The sequence below is a fragment of the Spirillospora sp. NPDC048823 genome, from assembly GCF_043198445.1.
In the GTDB taxonomy this organism is placed as follows: Bacteria; Actinomycetota; Actinomycetes; order Streptosporangiales; family Streptosporangiaceae; genus Spirillospora.
The window spans coordinates 255,581-273,097 of sequence record NZ_JBICUT010000010.1; the positions used below are offsets into that span (position 1 = coordinate 255,581).

Sequence of the window (17,517 nt, forward strand, 5' to 3'; positions counted from 1 at the left end):
AGAGTCTTCCGCGACGGGTCTTGTAAAGGTACTACCTTTGCGGCAAGGTGTGCGTACTCGCCCGAGACCGGCCGGGCCGGAACGTATCGGAGTCGCCCGTGGAAGCGATCGAACCCCAATTCGGGACCGTCACGCTGCTGCTGATAGCGGCCGGCGCTGTGGCGGTACTGCTGTTCCTGATCATGAAGGTGAAGCTGCACGCCTTCATATCCCTCGTCCTGGTGAGCGTGCTGACGGCCATCGCCGTCGGATTCGAGCCCGGTGACATCCCCGACGTGCTGATGTTCGGGTTCGCCGACACCATCGGCTCGGTGGCCCTGCTGGTCGCGTTCGGCGTCATGCTCGGCCGACTGCTGGAGGTGACCGGCGGCGCGCAGACGCTGGCGGACACCCTCATCGGCCGGTTCGGTGAGAAACGGGCCCCCTTGGCGCTGGGCATCGCGTCCCTGCTGTTCGGGTTCCCGATCTTCTTCGATGCCGGGCTCGTCGTCTTCGTCCCGATCATCCTCACCGTGGCGCGGCGCTTCGGCGGGTCGGTCCTCTACTACGCGCTGCCCGCGGCGGGCGCGTTCGCCGCGATGCACGCGGTCGTCCCGCCGCACCCCGGGCCCGTCGCCGCGGCGAACCTGATCGGCGCCAACGTCGGGCTCACGCTGCTCGTCGGCATCCCGATCGCGGTGGTGGCGTGGTATGTCGGCGTCATGCTGGTCTCCCGCTTCCTCGCCGCCAGGTTCGACGTGTCCGTGTCGGACGTGATCTTCGGCGAGGTGCAGGACGGCAAGGACGCGGAGGAGCCCGACTGGCGCGCGCCGTCCTTCGGCACGGTCCTCATGCTGCTGCTCATCCCGCTGGTGCTGATCTCCTTCAACACGGTGCTCTCGACGCTGGTCGAGAGCGGCGTGCTCGAAGAGGGGCAGGACTGGGTCGGCTTCCTGAGCCTGATCGGCATCACACCGGTCGCCCTGATGATCACGGTCATCGTCGCGATCCTGGTGCTCGGCCGGCCCAACGCGTCGATGGCCACCGTCAGCAGGATCGTCGATCAGGCCCTCGGGCCGGTGTGCGCCATCATCCTGATCACCGGCGCGGGCGGCATGTTCGGCGGGGTGCTGGAGCTCAGCGGCATCGGCGACGCGCTGAGCGGGAGCCTGTCCGATCTCGGCATCTCCCTGATCCTGCAAGCGTTCATCATCGCGACCCTGCTGCGGGTCGCGCAGGGCTCCGCCACCGTCGCGCTCACCACGACCGGCGGGCTGATCGCGGGGGCGGTCGGCGACGCGGGCCTGAGCGACTTCAAGCTGGCTCTCCTCGTGGTCGCCATCGCGGCGGGCGCCACCGTGCTCTCGCACGTGAACGACTCCGGCTTCTGGCTGGTGAGCCGGTTGTTCGGGATGGACGAGAAGACCACGCTGAAGACCTGGACCGTCATGGAGACGACGCTCGGGCTGTCGGTGTTCGTGATCGCCTACCTTCTGTGGCTGGTCACCTGAGTCCGGCCGGGTCAGGAGGCCGGGGCACCGTCCCCGGCCACCTGGCCCATCTCGTCGGCGACCTCGACGCAGATCGCCGTCATCGCGGCCCTGGCGACCTCGGACTCGCGGCCGGCGACGGCCTCCGCGACCACGAGATGGAGCCGGCGCGCCTCGGGCTTGGGCTGCGGCGGCATCAGGTGGTGGAGCGTGCGCCCGCGCAGTACCTCCTCCACGACGTAGGCGAGGCCGGCGAACATCACGTTTCCCGAAGCTTCGAGCAGCAACCGGTGGTAGGCGATGTCGTGTTCGAGGAACGTGGTCAGGTCGCCGGCCGCGCCCGCCGACTCCATCGCCGCGCCGAGCTCGACGATCCGGTCCCGCTGGCGGCCGTCCGCGTACCGGGCGGCCAGCGCGGCGGCGGGCGGTTCGATCGCGGTACGCAGCTGCGAGAGCTGGTGCAACTGCGTGCCCCGCTCCGGCCCGTCGAGCCGCCACCTGATCACGGCACGGTCGTAGGAGTCCCACTCGTCCTTCGGCAGCACGGTGACGCCGGTCCGCCGGCGACTGGTGACCAGCCGCATCGACGCGAGCACCTGAACCGCCTCCCGGGCGACCGTCCGGGACACGCCGAACTCCTGCTGCACCCACTCCAAGTTGACCTTCGAACCCGGCACGAGGGACCCCGAGATGATCAATGGCCCGAGCTTGGCGAGGACCTCCTCGTGCAGAGTCGACATGGCCGCCAGCGTACCCGCGGACGGAGCAATCCCTTGATCGCAGGCTTCCACGTCGTGGTGATGGGAGTGGCCGGCTGCGGCAAGAGCACGATCGCACGGCACCTCCGGGACGAGTTCGGGCTGCGGATGGCCGAGGCCGACGACTTCCATCCGCCCGCGAACATCGCGAAGATGTCCGGCGGCGACCCGCTGACCGACGACGACCGGTGGCCGTGGCTTGAGGCACTCGCCCGGTGGACGGCCGATCGGCAGGCCACCGGGACGTCCACGGTCCTCGCCTGCTCGGCCCTCAAGCGGTCCTACCGCGACGTGCTCCGACACCCCGTGCCGGACACCTTCTTCCTCCACCTGCACGGTGCCGAGGACCTGTTACACCAGCGGATGCGAAACCGCGACCACTTCATGCCGCCCGCGTTGCTCCGCTCCCAGTTCGAGACCCTGGAGGCCCTCCAGCCGGACGAGCACGGCGCCGCACTGGACGTCGCGCCGGCCGTCGATGAGCTGGCCCGGCAGGCGGTGCGGCTCATCAGGCCGCTCATCCCCGCCGGGCCCGGCACGACACGGGCCTGACCGGCGGAACCGGCGCTGACCAGAGCCGACGTCCGCTCTGATCAGCCTGGGCGGTCCCGGCTCGACGCGTCGGTTCCGCCGCGGCCCTAGGCGCTCTCCGGCAGGAGCCGGTCCGGAACCCTGAGCATCGCCAGCGGGACGTGGTGCTGCCCGGCGTGAACGTCGCGGTCGCGCAGGCCGGCCTGGGGAACCGGCCGCGGGAACGAGATCTTCACGACGTTGAGCGACGGGATCCGGAATATCTGAACGGTCGCGGGGTCCACGTTGTACATCTCACCGATCACGTCCTCGTTCAGGAAGCTCCGGTCAGAGGCGATGCGATAGCAGAGCTCATCCTTCATGAACGTCTCAAAGGTGATCCAGAAGGGGCCCGCGTTCTTCGAACGGATCTCGATCGCGAAGTCCCCGAGTTTCGGCTGCGTTGAATCAGGCACTCGATGCCTCCAGTTGCGTGACGCGGAACATTCCCGTCGGCGAATCGACGTCGACGACGTGGTTCAGCGCGAACTCGTACACGGGACCACGCTCGACCTCCGCCGGCGACGTGGCGAACGAGAAGCTCGGAAGGTACTTCATGTCCGGCAGCGGCAGATGCAGAAGAAGCGGATTGGCGAATTTCGCGATCGACGTCGCCGTCGCCTGCTCCCCGGCGCGCACCAGCAACATGACTCCGATCTCGCGGCAGGGAACGTCGGCCGGCTCGATGTCGTCCAGGATCGCGCTGTGTCCGTACAGGCGAAGGTCGTACTCGTACTCCGACGGTTCGAGTCCGAGTGTGTGCGCGACCCGTTCGGTGAGGATCTTGTTCATGAAGGCGACCCACTCGTCGATACGACCGATGATGTGCGGGTCGCGGATCGCGGCGAAGGACATCGTCTCGTAGCCCACGACCTTGGCGCCTTCGAGCTTGATGGTGTGCTGGTCCGCGTCGATGAATCGCGAACCGCCGACCCTCACGCGACGCGAGTCGAGCGCCGTGTAGGTGGCATCGGTGACGTCGATCGTGCCGGCGGGCTCCCTCATGACGAACGGGTCGACCGTCTCGTAGAGCATGTGGGCCGCGACCGAGATCGGCGTGCACGAGGTGTCCGGGTCGAGCGGCTCGATCTCGAACCCGTTCCGGTCGATCGTGGCGAACACCCCGCCGGACTTCGGATCGGTGGTGCACTGCCCCCCGCACTCCACGATCTTCGCGGCATGCCAGGTGGGTCCGGCCGGCATGCCCAGCATCAGGGGAACGGCGGCCGCCACCGCGGTGTCCGTCGCCCGCCCCGCGAGGACGACGTCGGCGCCGGCTCGCAGCGCTTCGACGAACGGCTCGTGGCCCATCATCCCGACGATGTGCGCGCATTCGTCGAGCGTTGACGCGTCAAGCTCCCCCATGGGCGCCAGGGGGTGGATCTTCCCCGCGGCCAGTTGCTTTTTGAGGAAGCCGGCCTTCTGCTCGCTGTAGATGCGGGCGACCTTCAGGTCCAGCCCTTCTTCGCGCATGATCGCGTCCACCATTCCGCCGACCCAGTCGACGCCCGAATCGGTGCCGGACGTGCCGCATGAGCCGATGACGAGCGGGATTCCCGCCGTCGCGCAGGCCGTCAGCAGGATGCGCAGATCCCTGGAGACCGCCGCCGCGGCGGTCTTCGCTCGTCCGGCGCCCAGGTAGAAGGGGCCTGAGTCGGTCGAGCCGCCGTCCACCGTGATGACGTCCGCCCCAAGGGACAGACCCCGCTCGACGGTGGCCGGGTCGAAGCCCGCGCCGAGCATGCCGAGCGGTGTCAGGACACCGACTCGCTCAATGGTTCCGGCTGACTTGTTCACGTACGTCTCCCCTACAGAACTCGGTCGATGGTGGATACGGGGTAGAAGAGCCGAAGATCTTCGGACGGCAACCGAATGGTCAGTTCGGAGTCGTCGGCCGGGCGTGTCGTCGTCACCACGACCCGCTCGTCTCCGATGAGGACGACGTACCGGTAGTGGTCGCCCAGATAGGACACGGACTCGACCTTTGCCGCGATGGCGCTTTCCGGGGTTCCCTTGGAGACATCCCGAACGATCTGGATCGCCTCGGGGCGAATGGAAAGGAAAGCCTTTCCGACGTCGGAACCGTCGTGCGGGACCGAGAGGACTCCGGGGGCTCCGGGCAGCCTCACGACGGCTCGGGCTCCGTCCACCTCGACTATCTCTGCCGGCAGGACGTTGGCCGTCCCGACGAAGTCGGCGACGAACAGGTCGGCGGGGTTCTGGTACACCTCGGTCGGAGTCCCGGTCTGCCGGATGACGCCCTTGTCCATCACCGCGACCCGGTCACTGATGGAAAGCGCCTCGTCCTGATCGTGGGTGACGAACACGGTGGTGATGCCGACCTGCTGCTGGAGCGCCTTGAGCCATTCACGTGACCGCTCGCGCAGCTTGGCGTCGAGGTTGGAGAACGGCTCGTCCAGGAGAAGCATGTCGGGCGGGTGGGCGAGCGCCCGGGCGAGCGCCACACGCTGCTGCTGGCCACCCGAGAGCTGGTGGGGGTAACGGTCGGCGTGATCGCCGAGTTCGACCAGGTCGAGCACCTCCCGCACTCGCGCCCGGCGCCTGTCGCCCTTGACCTTCCGGCGCTTCAGCGGATACGCGACGTTGTCGAACACCGACATGTGCGGCCAGATCGCGTAGGACTGGAACACCACCCCGCAGTTGCGGCGCTCCGGCGCCACATCGATCTTGTCGTCCTCGTACACGACCCGGTCGCCGAAGGCGATCCGCCCGCCGTCGGGCCGGTGCAGACCCGCGACCGACCACAGCGTCGTGGACTTGCCGCATCCGCTGGGACCGAGCAGGGCGAGCACCTCGCCGTCCCGCACCGTGAGCGACAGGTCGCGCAGCACGACGTTGTCGCCGAACTTCTTCGTCAGCCCCGTGATGTTCAGGTCAGGCACGCGGACGCACCCCGAACAGGCCTCGGCCGATGCCGAGCACGGCAAGGGTGATGATCATTTGAATGACTCCCAGTGCGGCGACCGAGCCGCCGATGGACGTTGCCGCGAGCTGCAGCATGGTGAGCCCGAGGACGGGCGTGTTCTCCGTGACGAGGAAGACCGCGGGTTCCGCGTCGTTCATCATGGCCACGAAAAGGAGGATGAACGAGGCGGCCATCGCCGGCGTGACCAACCTGAGGACGACCGTCCGCATCGCCTGCCACCAGGTGGCTCCGGAGGTCCGGGCGGCGTTGTCGAGCGACTCCCCGATGCTCGCGAGGGCCGGGTAGAAGGCGCTGTAGCCCAGCGCGAGGTTCCGCACCGCGAACGCCAGTCCCATTCCCCAGAGCGATCCGCGCACGGCCCCCGACGGATCGAGCATCACGAACGACCAGAAGAAGGCCATGCCCGTGATCAGGCCCGGGATCATCCGGGGCCAGAGCATGCTCTGCTGCAGGGAGCCCCGGAACCGGAACCGCGATCGATGGGCGACGACCGAGAGCATCGCGATCGCCGCGGTCGTCAGAGCGCCGCCCACGCCGGCGATCAGCAGGCTGTTGACGATCGACTTGGTATAGAGCGGGTTGTCCAGGATCGAGGAGAAGTTGTCCAGCGTCAGGACGCTCCACGGGCTGATGAACGGGGTCAGCACGGTGGTGAACGCGGCGAGAACGACGCCCGCCAGCGGGACGAGCACGAAGACGACCAGGACCAGCGCGACGACGGCGCTCAGGGCCCACCGGACCGGCCCGAGCTGCACCACCCGGTCACCGGCGGGCTTTCCGCCCACGGTGTGGTACCGGCTCACGTTGCCGACCACGCGGTTCCGCAGGATCAGCAGCACCGTGACCATGAGCAGAAGCATCATGGCCCCCGACGACACGAGTCCGGTCCGCGGCGGCGCCTCGTTCGTCCAGTTGTTGTAGAGGTACGTGGAGACCGTGTCGATGTTCTTCGAGAAGCCCAGCACGAGCGGCAGGCCGAGCACCTCCATCAGCAGCGCGAAGATCAGGATCGCCGAATTGATGACGGCCGGCCGCAGCAGCGGAACGCTGACCGATACCAGGGCGAAGACCGGCGACGCGCCCGAACTCCTCGCCGCGTCCTCCAGCGACGGATCGATCGACAGAAGGGTGCCCCGGGACAACAGGAACACGACGGGTGCGGCGACGCTCACGCCGACGAGCGCCATTCCAGGCACGCTGTGGAGGTCCAGTGGCATCCCGAGGAACGTGTTCTCTTCCAGCCATGACGCGGCGAAGCCCGACGGGGCCCACATCAGGGTCCACCCGAGGACCAGGACGATTCCGGGAAGCAGGACGGGAAGGACGAACATCCCGGCGAGGGTCCGCCGGCCCGGCAGGTTCGTCCGTGTGAACAGCAGCGCGAAGAAGACGCCGATCACCAGGGATCCGGCGGTCGTGAGCGACGCGAACAGCAGGCTGTTGCCCACCGCGGTCCACCAGGAAGAGTCGGACAGCAGGTCACGATAGTTCTGGAGGGTGAAGTGGCCACCGGACTCGTACAGGGGAGTCGACCACAGCGAGGCGACGGCGACCGGGACGAGCGACCCCACCGTCACGATGAGCAGGAGAGCCCACAACACGTAGTGACTGGCCGTCTCCCCCAGTCTCTGCCTTCTCCGCGTGCGAAGTATCCCGAGATACCGCTCGCCGCGGGTCTTCTCCAACATTCTCATTGACTCCTGATTTCGGGCGGGCAACCCGCCGGCGCACCGCGAGACGTGGTCGGTGTGTGTGCGGCCGCCGGCACCGGCGCTCTTCTCGCCTGGTCTATCGGCCGAACGCCGCGTTCCAGCGCGACACGGTCGCCTTCTTCTTGCCGGAGAAGTCCGAGGCCCAGCCGGCGACCTTCAGGCTCTCCTCATCCGCGCGGACCGCGGAAAGCGCGTACTCGCACTTCACACCGCTGCGGTAGGGCGTGAAGCCGCCGGCGCACCCGGCTTCCTGGCCCTTGACCGACAGGGCGTAGTTGACGAACAACTTCGCCGCATTCGGCGCCGGGGCGTCCGCCGTGATTCCCATGCCACGCGGGATCACCATCGCGACATCGGAGAAGTAGGTGTAGTTGAGAACCTTCGCGACGTCGCCGGTGATGTGCGGTCGCAGGGTCCCGGACAGGAAGAAGCCCGCCGTGTAGGCGCCCTTCAGGAGTTTCTGCGTCACGGCGGCGTTGCCGGACTCGACGCCGGCGTTCGAGCCCAGCTTCCCGAGGGTCTCCCAGCCTTTGTCGCCGGTGGCGTCGATGTAGCCGGACGTCGCCGCCAGCTGGACGGGGTTGCTGATATCGGTCGTCCCGATCTTCCCCTTCATGGACGGTGCCATCTCGGCGAACTCCGCCAGGCTCTTGGGCTGCTTCTCGACGGGCAGGAGGGCCTTGTTGAACATGGCGATCATGGGGTCCATCGACAACGCGACGACTCCCGGGGCCAGCTCGGCATCGTCGCGGAGGTGCACGAGGTTGGGGTCCTCGTAGTCGAGGATCTTGCCGTCCTCCGTGAGGGCCCGCATGGCGACGCCGTCGGTGGAGATGAGGACGCCCGCGGACGGCGTGCCGGTCGCGCGTTCGGTGCGATACCTCTGCACGACCTCCGCGCTGCCGAGGCTGATCACGCTGACCTTGATTCCGGGGAACGCGGTCTCGAACCCGTCGACGAGCGGCTTCATGCTCTCCTCGTCCCCGTTGGTGTAGATCAGCAGGGCGCCTTCGTCCTTCGCGGCCTTGATGATCTCGTCGCTGAGGGGAGTGGGGGGCGCGGCCTCTCCGGGGTCGAACTTCACCGTCGGCTCGCCGGCCCCCTCGACGTCCGCCGATGATCCGCAGCCTGCGAGGGCGGCGGCGCAGACGACCGCGACCATGGCCGCACGTACTGTGAAGGCTCCCATCATGTGCTCCTTACCAGCGGGTCAGGCTGCGCTGGTGCGCAGGCCAGGTTGCTTCCAGGAGTATGGGCTACACCACACGGTGGATGCAATAGCAAAAGAGCTAAAGAGTGCAGATGATGTTGTGCTATGGATAGTTGGACACCCGTCCGGGCGCGATGGCGAGGCCCTCGCGCTGGACGGGTTCGATGCTCGGACGGGCCACCCGCATGCGGTGGCGGGGCGCCGGGTGTGCGCCGTGATCAGTTCGCTGCGCCGGGGGTGCGCGCGGACCGCCCGCGTTCCACGACCCGCTCGGCGATCGCCCGCCCCAGTTCCACGGTGGTGCCCCGGCCCTGGAGGTCCGGAGTCAGTGGCGCCTCATCGGGGCCTGCCTTGAGGACGTCCTCGATCGCTCCCAGCAGATGGGCGCCGGCGTCCGGGTGCCCGAGGTGGTCGAGCATCATCGAGGCGCACCAGATCTGCCCGATCGGGTTGGCGATGCCGCGGCCGGCGATGTCCGGTGCGGAGCCGTGGACAGGTTCGAAGAGGCTCGGATGGGTCCGGTCCGGGTTGATGTTCGCGCTCGGGGCGATCCCGATCGTGCCGGTGCAGGCCGGCCCCAGATCGGAGAGGATGTCGCCGAAGAGGTTGCTGGCCACCACGACGTCGAACCGGTCCGGGTGCAGCACGAAGTCGGCCACCAGCGCGTCGATGTGCCGCTTGTCATGGGCGACGCCTGGGAACCGCTTCCCCATCTCCTCGACGCGTTCGTCCCAGTAGGGCATCGATATGGAGATGCCGTTGCTCTTCGTGGCCGAGGTCAGGTGCCCGGCCGGGCGCTGCCGGGCGAGTTCGAAGGCGTACCGCAGCACCCGGTCGACGCCCACGCGGGTCATCACCGTTTCCTGCAGGACGGTCTCACGCTCGGTGCCCTCGAAGATCCGGCCGCCGACGCTGGAGTACTCGCCTTCGGTGTTCTCCCGGACGACGAGGAAGTCGATGTCGCCGGGCGCGCGGCCTGCGAGGGGGCTCCGGACCCCCGGCATGAGCCGGCACGGCCGCAGGTTGACGTACTGGTCGAACGTGCGCCTGAACTGAAGGAGACTGCCCCACAGCGAGATGTGGTCGGGGACGATCGACGGCCAGCCCACGGCGCCGAAGAAGAGGGCGTCGTAGGAGCGGAGGATCTCCTGCCAGTCGGGCGGCAGCATCGCCCCATGGCGCTGCCAGTAGGCGGCGCAGGCGAAGTCGAAGTGGTCGAACCGCAGGTCGAGACCGAACGATCCGGCGGTCGCCTCCAGCGCCCGGAGTCCTTCGGGGACGACCTCGGCGCCGATCCCGTCGCCGGGGATGACGGCGATCCGGTACGAGGGCGCCGTCATCGCGTCCTCCTGCGGGAGCGTTCCCTCAGCGCCGCCAGGCCGCCCTGGGCGTCCTCGATGACGAGCCGTTCCGCGGTCGCCGAGTCGCCCTCCCGGAGGGCGCGCACCAGGGCGCGGTGAATGGAGTAGCGGTCCAGTCCGAAGCGGTCGTCCTCAGCGATCGTCTCGAGGCGCAGGGCCCGGCGCTCGGGCTGGGAGAAGACCCGGGACTGTTCGAGGAGCCGGATCAGCACCGGGTTGGCCGCACACGCGTTCACCGCCTCGTTGAACTCCCGCATCCGGTCGAGGAGCGCGGTGATGTGCCGTTCGGTGTCCTCGCCGTTCCGGTGCCGGGCGGTGATGACGATCAGGAGGTCGTCGGCGTCGTCGAGGATCGCGTCGAGGGCGTCGAGCTGTTCGGGCGTGGCGTGCCGGGCCGCGAACCGGGCCACCAGGCCCCGCAGGCCGATCTCGACCTCGGCGAGGTCGTCGATGGCGCGCTCGGCGATGTCGGCGACCACGACGGTCCGGGGCCCCGTGCGCTGGATGAGGCCGTCCTGCTCAAGCCTGCGCAGCGCCTCGCGCACGGGGGTGGGGCTGACCTCGAGCTGTTCGGCCAGGCCCCGCTCGGTCACCTTCTGGCCGGGCTGCAGGGTGCCGGACCCGATCGCCTCCCTGAGGCTCTGATATGCGAGATCCGCTCGGGTCTCGCCGTTTGCACCGGACCGGTCCGTCGTCGACTTGGCCATCATGGGTTGCATGATAACAGAGGCAATGGCAAGGGAGGATGGTGTATGTTGCTATCTTTGCTATGGCAAAAACGGGAGGGGCCCCTCTGTGAGCACGTCGCCCATCGTCCTCATCACCACCGACTACCTGCTCCCCGGCGACGAGGTCGACGGCCACCTCCACGACGCCGGATTCACGACCCGGCACCGGCCGCTGCGGGGAACCCGGGACATCGACGAGCTCATCGCGATCCTGGACGGCGCCGTGGGCGCGCTGATCGCCAATGAGCCGATGACCGCCGACGTGTTCGCGCAGGCTCCGGCCCTGCGCGCGGTGGTGCGCACCGGCGTCGGCCACGACTCCGTCGACGTCGCGGCGGCGACCCGCGCGGGTGTCTCGGTCAGCAATCTGCCGGGGGTCAACGCCAACGCCGTGGCCGAGTACACGATGGCCCTGCTGCTGGCCCAGGCCCGCCGGCTGGTGCCCGTCGCCGCCGGAGTCGCGGCCGGCCGCTGGCCGCGCGAGGACGGTCATGAGCTGCGCGGCAAGACGCTCGGGGTCGTGGGATACGGTGCGGCGGCCCGGGCCGTGGTGCCTCTCGCCCGGGCCTTCGGACTGTCGGTTCTCTGCACGACCGGTGTGCCGGCGAGCGAGCGGCGTGACGCCTCCGTACAGTTCGTGGCTCTTCCCGAACTGCTGGCCGGCGCCGACTTCGTCTCCCTGCACACGGCGCTCACTCCGGCCACCCGGCACCTGATCGACGCGTCCGCGCTCGCGCGGATGAAACCGACGGCGCATCTGATCAACACCGCGCGCGGCGCCATCGTCGACGAGCCGGCACTGGCCGCCGCGGTGCGCACCGGCCGGATCGCCGGCGCCGCCCTCGACGTCACCGGCACCGAGCCGCTGCCGGACGGCAGCCCGCTGCGCGACGTCCCGGGCATCACGGTCTACTCCCACCTGGCGGGGCAGACCGCCGACGCCCGTCGGGCCGCCGGGCTCGACGGCGTCCGTGAACTGGTGGCCGCCCTGCGGGGACGCCCCCGATCCTCGCTCAACGCGCACCTGCTGTCCCCGGCATCGCGCCGGTGATCGCGAACCGGCACGTCGTCCGCCGGTGCGTCATCCGCCACTCCGTCGGCCCGGTTCAGGCGTCCCTCACGGCTTCGTCGGGGTCGCGTCGGCGGCGGGCGCCGGCCGCGCGGGGGCGGGTTTCTTCCTGCTCGGGAGCAGGAACAGGGTCAGGACGGGGACGACGTACAGCGTCCACGCGACCACCTGCAGCACCGTGGGGTCGGGCTGGAAGTTGATCGTGCCCTTGAGCAGCGTGCCGTACCAGCTGCCCGGCGGGATCGCGTCGCTGACGTCGAACGCCTTGGTGCCGAGGCCCGGCAGGAAACGCGCCTCCTGGAGGTCGTGGAACCCGTAGGCGAGCACCCCGGCGGCCACGACCACCAGCATCGCGCCCGTCCACGTGAAGAACCGGGCCAGGTTGATCTTCAGGGCGCCGCGGTAGAACAGCCAGCCCAGCAGCACCGCCGTGGCCAGCCCGAGGGTCGCGCCGGCCAGAGGGCGCACGCCGTCGCCGGTGGCCTGCACCGCCGACCAGATGAACAGCGCGGTCTCCAGCCCTTCCCGGCCCACCGCCAGGAACGCCGTCATCACCAGCGCGGCGGTGCCCATCACCAGCGCCTGGTCCAGCTTGCCGTGCAGTTCGGCCTTCAGGTGCCGGGCGGTGCGCCGCATCCAGAACACCATCCAGGTCACCAGACCCACCGCGATGATCGACAGGGTGCCGCCGAGGAGTTCCTGCGCCTCGAACGTCAGCGTCGTCGTCCCGTACTGCAGGATCGCGCCGAAGGCGAGGCTGATGCCGACCGCGATGGCCACGCCCGCCCAGATGGGACGCAGCGCGTCCCGCCGCCCGGTCTTGACCAGGTACGCGACCAGGATGCACACGATGAGGCTGGCCTCCAGGCCCTCCCGCAGTCCGATCAGGTAGTTGGCGAACATCAGGAGAACAGCTCCTTGCCCCACCAGCCGGCCGCGTCCCGGACCCCGGGCGGGACCGCGAAGACCGCCGAGCCGACATGCTGGATGTACTCGTTGAGGGCGTCGATCCGCGCGAGCCTGGTCTGCACCGGCAGGAACCCGCGGCGGATGTCGCGCTGGTAGGCCAGGAAGAACAGCCCGGCGTCGAGGCGTCCCAGACCGTCGGTGCCGTCGGTGTAGGAGTAGCCGCGGCGCAGGAGCCGCGCCCCGTTGTTGGCGTCGGGGTGCGCCAGCCGCACGTGCGCGTCGGGCAGCATCGCGTTCAGGTTCGGCTCGTCGTGTTCGCGCTTCCCGCCGATCGGCGCGCCCTCGCCCTTGGTGCGGCCGAAGATGTCCTCCTGCTCCCTGAGGGAGGTGCGGTCCCAGGTCTCGATGCGCATCGCGATCCGGCGCGCGACCAGGTAGGAGCCCCCGGCCATCCAGGACGGGCCGTCCTCCGGCGACACCCACACGTGGTCGTTCAGCGCGGCGGTGTCGGTTCCGGAGACGTTGCGCGTGCCGTCCTTGAAGCCCAGCAGGTTGCGCGGGGTCTGCGCTTCGGGGGTGGTCGACGAGGTCTTGCCGAACCCGAGCTGCGACCAGCGCACCGTCACCTCGCCGAAGCCGATGCGCGCCAGGTTGCGCACGGCGTGCACGGCGACCTGCGGATCGTCGGCGCACGCCTGGACGCACAGGTCGCCGCCGCTGCGCGCCGGGTCGAGGTTGTCGCCGGCGAACGCCGGCAGGTCGATCAGCGCGGGCGGGCGGCGGGAGGCGATCCCGAACCGGTCCTTGCCGTCCTTGGTGAACAGGGTGGGCCCGAAGCCGACGGTGAGGGTCAGCCGGGACGGTTTGAGCCCCAGCGCCTCGCCGGTGTCGTCGGGCGGGGCCTCGGGCGGCCCGCCGACCGCGCCGTCGCCGGCCGCCCGCCCGGCCGTCATCTGCTCCGCGGCCCGCGTCCACTTCCTGAGCAGGGCGATCAGCTCGTCGCGGTCGTCGGTGGTGACGTCGAACGCGGCGAAGTGCATCCGGTCCTGGACGGGTGTGGCGATCCCCGCCTGGTGCGAGCCGTGGAACGGGACGGCCTCCCCGGCCGGAGCGTCGCCGGTGATGCCGATCGCGGCCGCGGCGGCACCGCCGGAGGCGGTCACGCCGATGGCCAGGCCGGCCCCGCCCCAGCCGAGCAGGGCCCGGCGCGAGAACGTCTTCGACTCGCCCTTGTCCTCGGGGCTCATCGGGCCTCCCTCACTTCGCGACGGCGGCGGCCAGCTTCGACAGCGGCTCGGCCAGGGCGTTGACCCCGTCCGACAGCTTCTTGCGGTCGTCGTCGCCGACGGTGTCGTAGGCGACGAAGCCGGCGGGACGGTCCTCATCGCGGTACTTGTCGAGCAGCCCGAACAGCGCCGCGAACTGCTCGTCCAGCTCCTTGGCGAGCGCCGGGTCCTTTTCGGTCACCACCGGCTTGAGCAGGTCGTAGGCCTTCTTGGCGCCCTCCACGTTGGCGTGGAAGTCGACCAGGTCGGTGTGGCTGTAGCGCTCTTCCTCGCCGGTGACCTTGCCGGTGGCGACCTCGTCCAGCAGCTCCTTGGCGCCGTTGCCCATGCCGGTGGCGGTGATCTCGGCGGTGCCGACGCGCTTCTGCCAGTCCCGCAGGTCGGTGACGAGCTGGTCGGCGAGATTCTTCTCCTCGTCACCGATCTCGCCGTCCTGCCACAGCGCCTTCTCCAGGCGGTGCCAGCCGGTCCACTTCTGGCCCTGTTCGAGGCCGTCCTCGCGGACGTCGACCTTGGGGTCGATGTCGCCGAACGACTCCGCGACCGGCTCGGTACGCTCCCAGCCGATGCGGGACAGCGCGTAGGTCTTCTTGGCGCCCTCGATGTCGCCCGCCTTGACGGCGGCGGCGAACTTCTCCGCCTTGGGGAGGGTCTCGTCGGCCTGCGCCTGCGCGTACTTGCGGTACTCGGCGACGGCGTGGTCCAGGCGCGGGTCCTGCGGCTTGACCGAGCCCTGGCCGGTGGCCGTCACCTTCTGGCGGATGCCGTCGCCCTTCATGCCGGGCTTGCAGGCGATCTCGTACGACCCGGCCTTGACCTCGGCGGTGATGTCGGCCGTGGTGCCCGGCCCGATGTTCTCCCGCTCGGTGACGATCCGGTCGCCGGGCGCGTAGATGTAGACCTCGGTGACCTTGGAGCCCTTGTTCTCCACGTGCAGCCGGACGTTCCCGGCAGGGAACTCCGTGCGCGACACCTCGCACTCGGTATCGCCGGCGGTGACCTGGATCGCGTCCGATCCGCCGCCGTCCTTCTCCGCACAGCCGGGGACGCTCACGAGCGCCACGAGAGCGGCCACCGCGGCCGCGCAGCTTCGGAGATGACGGACGGCTTTCATGCTCGGCTCCAGGACGGTCGGGCGAGGAACACCTCGCCGAGAAATTAGGCAGGCCTAATTTAGCTTAGCTTTGCCTAAGTCATCTAGGTACCCCCGCCGAACCCGGCGTTCCGGCTCCATGACCACACGGTCGGGGTTCCTCCCGGCTGCGGCGTCCGCTGCCGGAGGTACTCGGGCATACGCCCGGGGGCGTACTCCCGGCCCCGGTGGCGCGGCGGCCATCCGGCCGATACCGCCGCCACCCTTGTCCACCTGGCCGGCGTTACGTCGCGCACCGTATGGGCGGGCGGCGGCGTGCACCACGTGGCGTACCCGAAGTGTCGACGCGCAACGGACGGCATCCGGGCGGCGAAGCGGGATCGTCTTCGTGTGAACGGACCGGGCTCGTGCGGATCCCGGACCATGACCGTCCTCTCACCTCAGGGGGAATCATGACCACCGCACCGACCAGATCGTCGTCCGCGACCCGGCGGCAGGAGGGCCTGTTCCGGCTCGGCAAGAAGTGGCGCAAGGCGACGCTCATCGTCCATATCGTCTCCGCCGGCGCCTGGATCGGGATCGACGTCATGGTGGCGGTCCTGGTCCTCACGGGACGGTTCGGGACGACCGACGCGGTACGCGGCCTGGCGTACGAGGCGCTGGCGACCTTCGTCGTCTGGCCGATGCTGACCTCGGGGCTGGTCTGCCTGGTCACCGGGATCGTCCTGGGGCTCGGCACACGCTGGGGGCTGCTGCGCTACTGGTGGGTCGCCGTCAAGCTCGCCCTCAACCTCACTCTGTGCGTCCTCATCCTGGTGGTGCTGCGACCGGGGATGGACGAGGTCGGCGAGTACGGCCGCAGCCTCGGCACCGGCGTGCCCGAGCCACTGGACGTCTCGGGCCTGTTCTTCCCGCCGGCGGTGTCGCTGACGACGCTGACGCTCGCGACCGTGCTCGCCGTGGCCAAGCCGTGGGGCCGGATCCGGGTCGCCCGCAAGGGAGGCGGACCCCGATGACGACGGCGCTGACCACCAGCGGGCTGACCAGGCGGTACGGCTCCCTCGTCGCCGTGGACGGCCTGGACCTGCACGTGCGGACCGGCGAGGTCTACGGGTTCCTCGGCCCGAACGGCGCCGGGAAGACCACGACGCTGCGCATGCTGCTCGGGCTCGTCCGCCCCACCGCGGGCTCGCTCAGCGTCCTTGGGGGCTGGCCGCGCCGCTGCTGGACCGGGTGGACGCCCTCCAGGCGTGGCTGCCCGGCGGCGCGGCGGGGTCGCTCGCCGCGGGCCTCCTCCTGCGCCGCCGCGACCTGTGAGCTCCACCGGCGTCCCGGCAGGCGAACGGACGGCTTCCGAGGCGGCCGTGACGCCGCGGCCGGGATTGTCACCGGTCCCATTGGGTATGGGGTTGATCCTGCCGGACGCATCGGCCGTAGGGGGAGGCCATGAGGCGGCTGAGATCATGAAGAGGCACCGTTCCGAGCCCCGGGGGCCGGAGAACGAGGCCGACCTGGTGGGCCAGTACCTCAACCAGATCGGCCGGACGCCGCTGCTGACCGCCGACGAGGAGGTCGAGATGGCCCGGCGGATCGAGGCGGGGGTGTACGCCCGTCACCTGCTGGACGGCGAGGAGACACGAGCCGGGCGTGCGGATCTGGAGGCGATCGCCCGGGACGGGACGCTGGCCAAGGATCACATGATCCGGGCGAATCTGCGGCTGGTCGTGGCGGCCGCACGCAAGTTCCCCCATCGCGGGCTGTCGTTCCTCGACCTCGTCCAGGAGGGCAATATCGGGCTGATCCACGCGGTCGAGAAGTTCGACTACGCCAGGGGCTACAAGTTCTCCACCTATGCGATGTGGTGGATCCGGCAGGCCATCGGACGCGGCCTCGCCGAGAAGGCCCGTATCGTGCGGCTGCCCGCGCACGTCGTCGAGGATCTGTCCAAGCTCGCCCGGATCGAACGCGGGCTGGAGCTGGCGGGCACGGAGCCGACCGACGAGCGGGTCGCGGCCGAGGCCGGAGAGTCCGTCGAGAAGATCGTCGCGCTGCGTCGGGTGGGCCGCGACGCCATCAGCCTGGACACGGTGGTCGGCGAGGACGAGGACACCAGGGTCGGCGACCTGATCGCCGACACCAGCGCCATCGCGGCGCCGGACCTGGTGGAGTTCCAGCAGCTGGCCGTGGAGGTGAGGTCGATGGTCGACCGGCTGCCGCCCCGGGAGGCGATGATCCTCACCCTGCGGTACGGCCTCGGCGACGGCCGCCCGCACACCCTCCAGGACATCGCCGACCGCATCGGTCTCACCCGCGAACGGGTCCGCCAGCTCGAGAAGCAGGCTTTGGCGCAGTTGCGCGACCCGCGCCACGGTGAGCCGCTGCTCACCTGGGTCAGCTGACTTCGC

General features: G+C 69.6%; 17 protein-coding genes. 6 read left to right on the plus strand and 11 right to left on the minus strand.

Annotated features, from left to right (window positions below):
- The first annotated feature begins 98 nt into the window (after nucleotides 1-98).
- Complete coding sequence (locus ACGFK0_RS23740; RefSeq protein WP_392908164.1) at nucleotides 99-1,490, plus strand: GntP family permease; 1,392 nt, start codon at nucleotides 99-101, stop codon at nucleotides 1,488-1,490.
- Between the two features lie 11 nt (nucleotides 1,491-1,501).
- On the opposite strand, the gene ACGFK0_RS23745 is transcribed toward ACGFK0_RS23740, so the two are convergent.
- The gene (locus tag ACGFK0_RS23745) at nucleotides 1,502-2,209 is read right to left on the minus strand and encodes a FadR/GntR family transcriptional regulator (protein WP_392908167.1); all 708 of its coding nucleotides are present in this window, start codon (nucleotides 2,207-2,209) and stop codon (nucleotides 1,502-1,504) included.
- A 33-nt stretch (nucleotides 2,210-2,242) separates the two neighbouring features.
- Between ACGFK0_RS23745 and ACGFK0_RS23750 the strand changes: the two genes are divergently transcribed.
- On the plus strand, nucleotides 2,243-2,779 hold the full coding sequence (locus ACGFK0_RS23750; RefSeq protein WP_392908169.1) for a gluconokinase: 537 nt from the start codon (nucleotides 2,243-2,245) through the stop codon (nucleotides 2,777-2,779).
- An 86-nt stretch (nucleotides 2,780-2,865) separates the two neighbouring features.
- Here ACGFK0_RS23750 and ACGFK0_RS23755 read toward each other — a convergent pair whose 3' ends face one another.
- The 7 genes from ACGFK0_RS23755 to ACGFK0_RS23785 form a co-directional block, all read right to left on the minus strand.
- Nucleotides 2,866-3,213 carry a DUF4387 domain-containing protein gene (locus ACGFK0_RS23755; RefSeq protein ID WP_392908171.1) on the minus strand — a complete coding sequence of 116 codons (348 nt, stop codon included), beginning with the start codon at nucleotides 3,211-3,213 and terminating at the stop codon, nucleotides 2,866-2,868.
- Nucleotides 3,206-4,594 (minus strand): acyclic terpene utilization AtuA family protein, encoded by a 1,389-nt coding sequence (locus ACGFK0_RS23760; protein WP_392908173.1) that lies wholly within the window; start codon nucleotides 4,592-4,594, stop codon nucleotides 3,206-3,208. Before ACGFK0_RS23760 ends, ACGFK0_RS23755 begins: the two co-directional genes overlap by 8 nt.
- An 11-nt stretch (nucleotides 4,595-4,605) precedes the next feature.
- On the minus strand, nucleotides 4,606-5,700 hold the full coding sequence (locus ACGFK0_RS23765) for an ABC transporter ATP-binding protein (protein ID WP_392908175.1): 1,095 nt from the start codon (nucleotides 5,698-5,700) through the stop codon (nucleotides 4,606-4,608).
- A complete protein-coding gene (locus tag ACGFK0_RS23770; protein WP_392908177.1) occupies nucleotides 5,693-7,432 on the minus strand; it encodes an ABC transporter permease in 1,740 nt (579 codons plus the stop codon). The genes ACGFK0_RS23765 and ACGFK0_RS23770 overlap by 8 nt, the downstream gene beginning before the upstream one ends.
- Nucleotides 7,433-7,532: 100 nt before the next feature.
- A complete protein-coding gene (locus tag ACGFK0_RS23775) occupies nucleotides 7,533-8,645 on the minus strand; it encodes an ABC transporter substrate-binding protein (protein ID WP_392908180.1) in 1,113 nt (370 codons plus the stop codon).
- A 239-nt stretch (nucleotides 8,646-8,884) separates the two neighbouring features.
- The gene (locus ACGFK0_RS23780; protein ID WP_392908182.1) at nucleotides 8,885-10,006 is read right to left on the minus strand and encodes a tartrate dehydrogenase; all 1,122 of its coding nucleotides are present in this window, start codon (nucleotides 10,004-10,006) and stop codon (nucleotides 8,885-8,887) included.
- On the minus strand, nucleotides 10,003-10,737 hold the full coding sequence (locus ACGFK0_RS23785) for a GntR family transcriptional regulator (protein ID WP_392908184.1): 735 nt from the start codon (nucleotides 10,735-10,737) through the stop codon (nucleotides 10,003-10,005). The genes ACGFK0_RS23780 and ACGFK0_RS23785 overlap by 4 nt, the downstream gene beginning before the upstream one ends.
- Nucleotides 10,738-10,822: 85 nt before the next feature.
- Between ACGFK0_RS23785 and ACGFK0_RS23790 the strand changes: the two genes are divergently transcribed.
- Nucleotides 10,823-11,806 (plus strand): phosphoglycerate dehydrogenase, encoded by a 984-nt coding sequence (locus ACGFK0_RS23790; RefSeq protein ID WP_392908186.1) that lies wholly within the window; start codon nucleotides 10,823-10,825, stop codon nucleotides 11,804-11,806.
- Between the two features lie 66 nt (nucleotides 11,807-11,872).
- Here ACGFK0_RS23790 and efeU read toward each other — a convergent pair whose 3' ends face one another.
- Genes efeU through efeO form a run of 3 tightly spaced genes read right to left on the minus strand, consistent with a single transcriptional unit; the run spans nucleotide 11,873 to nucleotide 15,133 of the window.
- Nucleotides 11,873-12,727 carry an iron uptake transporter permease EfeU gene (gene efeU, locus ACGFK0_RS23795; protein WP_392908188.1) on the minus strand — a complete coding sequence of 285 codons (855 nt, stop codon included), beginning with the start codon at nucleotides 12,725-12,727 and terminating at the stop codon, nucleotides 11,873-11,875.
- Nucleotides 12,727-13,980, minus strand: a complete 1,254-nt coding sequence (gene efeB / locus ACGFK0_RS23800; RefSeq protein ID WP_392908190.1) for an iron uptake transporter deferrochelatase/peroxidase subunit — start codon at nucleotides 13,978-13,980, stop codon at nucleotides 12,727-12,729. The genes efeU and efeB overlap by 1 nt, the downstream gene beginning before the upstream one ends.
- Before the next feature lie 10 nt (nucleotides 13,981-13,990).
- Complete coding sequence (efeO, locus tag ACGFK0_RS23805; RefSeq protein ID WP_392908192.1) at nucleotides 13,991-15,133, minus strand: iron uptake system protein EfeO; 1,143 nt, start codon at nucleotides 15,131-15,133, stop codon at nucleotides 13,991-13,993.
- Nucleotides 15,134-15,564: 431 nt separating this feature from the next.
- On the opposite strand from efeO, the gene ACGFK0_RS23810 reads away from it, so the two are divergent.
- The 3 genes from ACGFK0_RS23810 to ACGFK0_RS23820 are packed head-to-tail and all read left to right on the plus strand — an operon-like array spanning nucleotide 15,565 to nucleotide 17,511.
- Nucleotides 15,565-16,128: a hypothetical protein gene (locus ACGFK0_RS23810; RefSeq protein ID WP_392908194.1), complete on the plus strand. Its 564-nt coding sequence runs from the start codon at nucleotides 15,565-15,567 to the stop codon at nucleotides 16,126-16,128.
- Entirely contained in the window at nucleotides 16,125-16,562 is a 438-nt protein-coding gene (locus tag ACGFK0_RS23815) for an ATP-binding cassette domain-containing protein (RefSeq protein WP_392908196.1), read from the plus strand. Before ACGFK0_RS23810 ends, ACGFK0_RS23815 begins: the two co-directional genes overlap by 4 nt.
- Before the next feature lie 13 nt (nucleotides 16,563-16,575).
- Nucleotides 16,576-17,511, plus strand: a complete 936-nt coding sequence (locus tag ACGFK0_RS23820; RefSeq protein ID WP_392908199.1) for a sigma-70 family RNA polymerase sigma factor — start codon at nucleotides 16,576-16,578, stop codon at nucleotides 17,509-17,511.
- Nucleotides 17,512-17,517 lie beyond the last annotated feature (6 nt).

Bases quoted from the DNA above. Each gene is read 5' to 3' on its own strand.
- ACGFK0_RS23810 (WP_392908194.1), top strand. From the start codon at position 15,565: ATGACCACCGCACCGACCAGATCGTCGTCCGCGACCCGGCGGCAGGAG.
- ACGFK0_RS23770 (WP_392908177.1), bottom strand. From the start codon at position 7,432: ATGTTGGAGAAGACCCGCGGCGAGCGGTATCTCGGGATACTTCGCACG.
- ACGFK0_RS23815 (WP_392908196.1), top strand. From the start codon at position 16,125: ATGACGACGGCGCTGACCACCAGCGGGCTGACCAGGCGGTACGGCTCC.
- efeU (WP_392908188.1), bottom strand. From the start codon at position 12,727: ATGTTCGCCAACTACCTGATCGGACTGCGGGAGGGCCTGGAGGCCAGC.
- ACGFK0_RS23780 (WP_392908182.1), bottom strand. From the start codon at position 10,006: ATGACGGCGCCCTCGTACCGGATCGCCGTCATCCCCGGCGACGGGATC.
- efeO (WP_392908192.1), bottom strand. From the start codon at position 15,133: ATGAAAGCCGTCCGTCATCTCCGAAGCTGCGCGGCCGCGGTGGCCGCT.
- ACGFK0_RS23820 (WP_392908199.1), top strand. From the start codon at position 16,576: ATGAAGAGGCACCGTTCCGAGCCCCGGGGGCCGGAGAACGAGGCCGAC.
- efeB (WP_392908190.1), bottom strand. From the start codon at position 13,980: ATGAGCCCCGAGGACAAGGGCGAGTCGAAGACGTTCTCGCGCCGGGCC.
- ACGFK0_RS23775 (WP_392908180.1), bottom strand. From the start codon at position 8,645: ATGGGAGCCTTCACAGTACGTGCGGCCATGGTCGCGGTCGTCTGCGCC.
- ACGFK0_RS23785 (WP_392908184.1), bottom strand. From the start codon at position 10,737: ATGATGGCCAAGTCGACGACGGACCGGTCCGGTGCAAACGGCGAGACC.
- ACGFK0_RS23745 (WP_392908167.1), bottom strand. From the start codon at position 2,209: ATGTCGACTCTGCACGAGGAGGTCCTCGCCAAGCTCGGGCCATTGATC.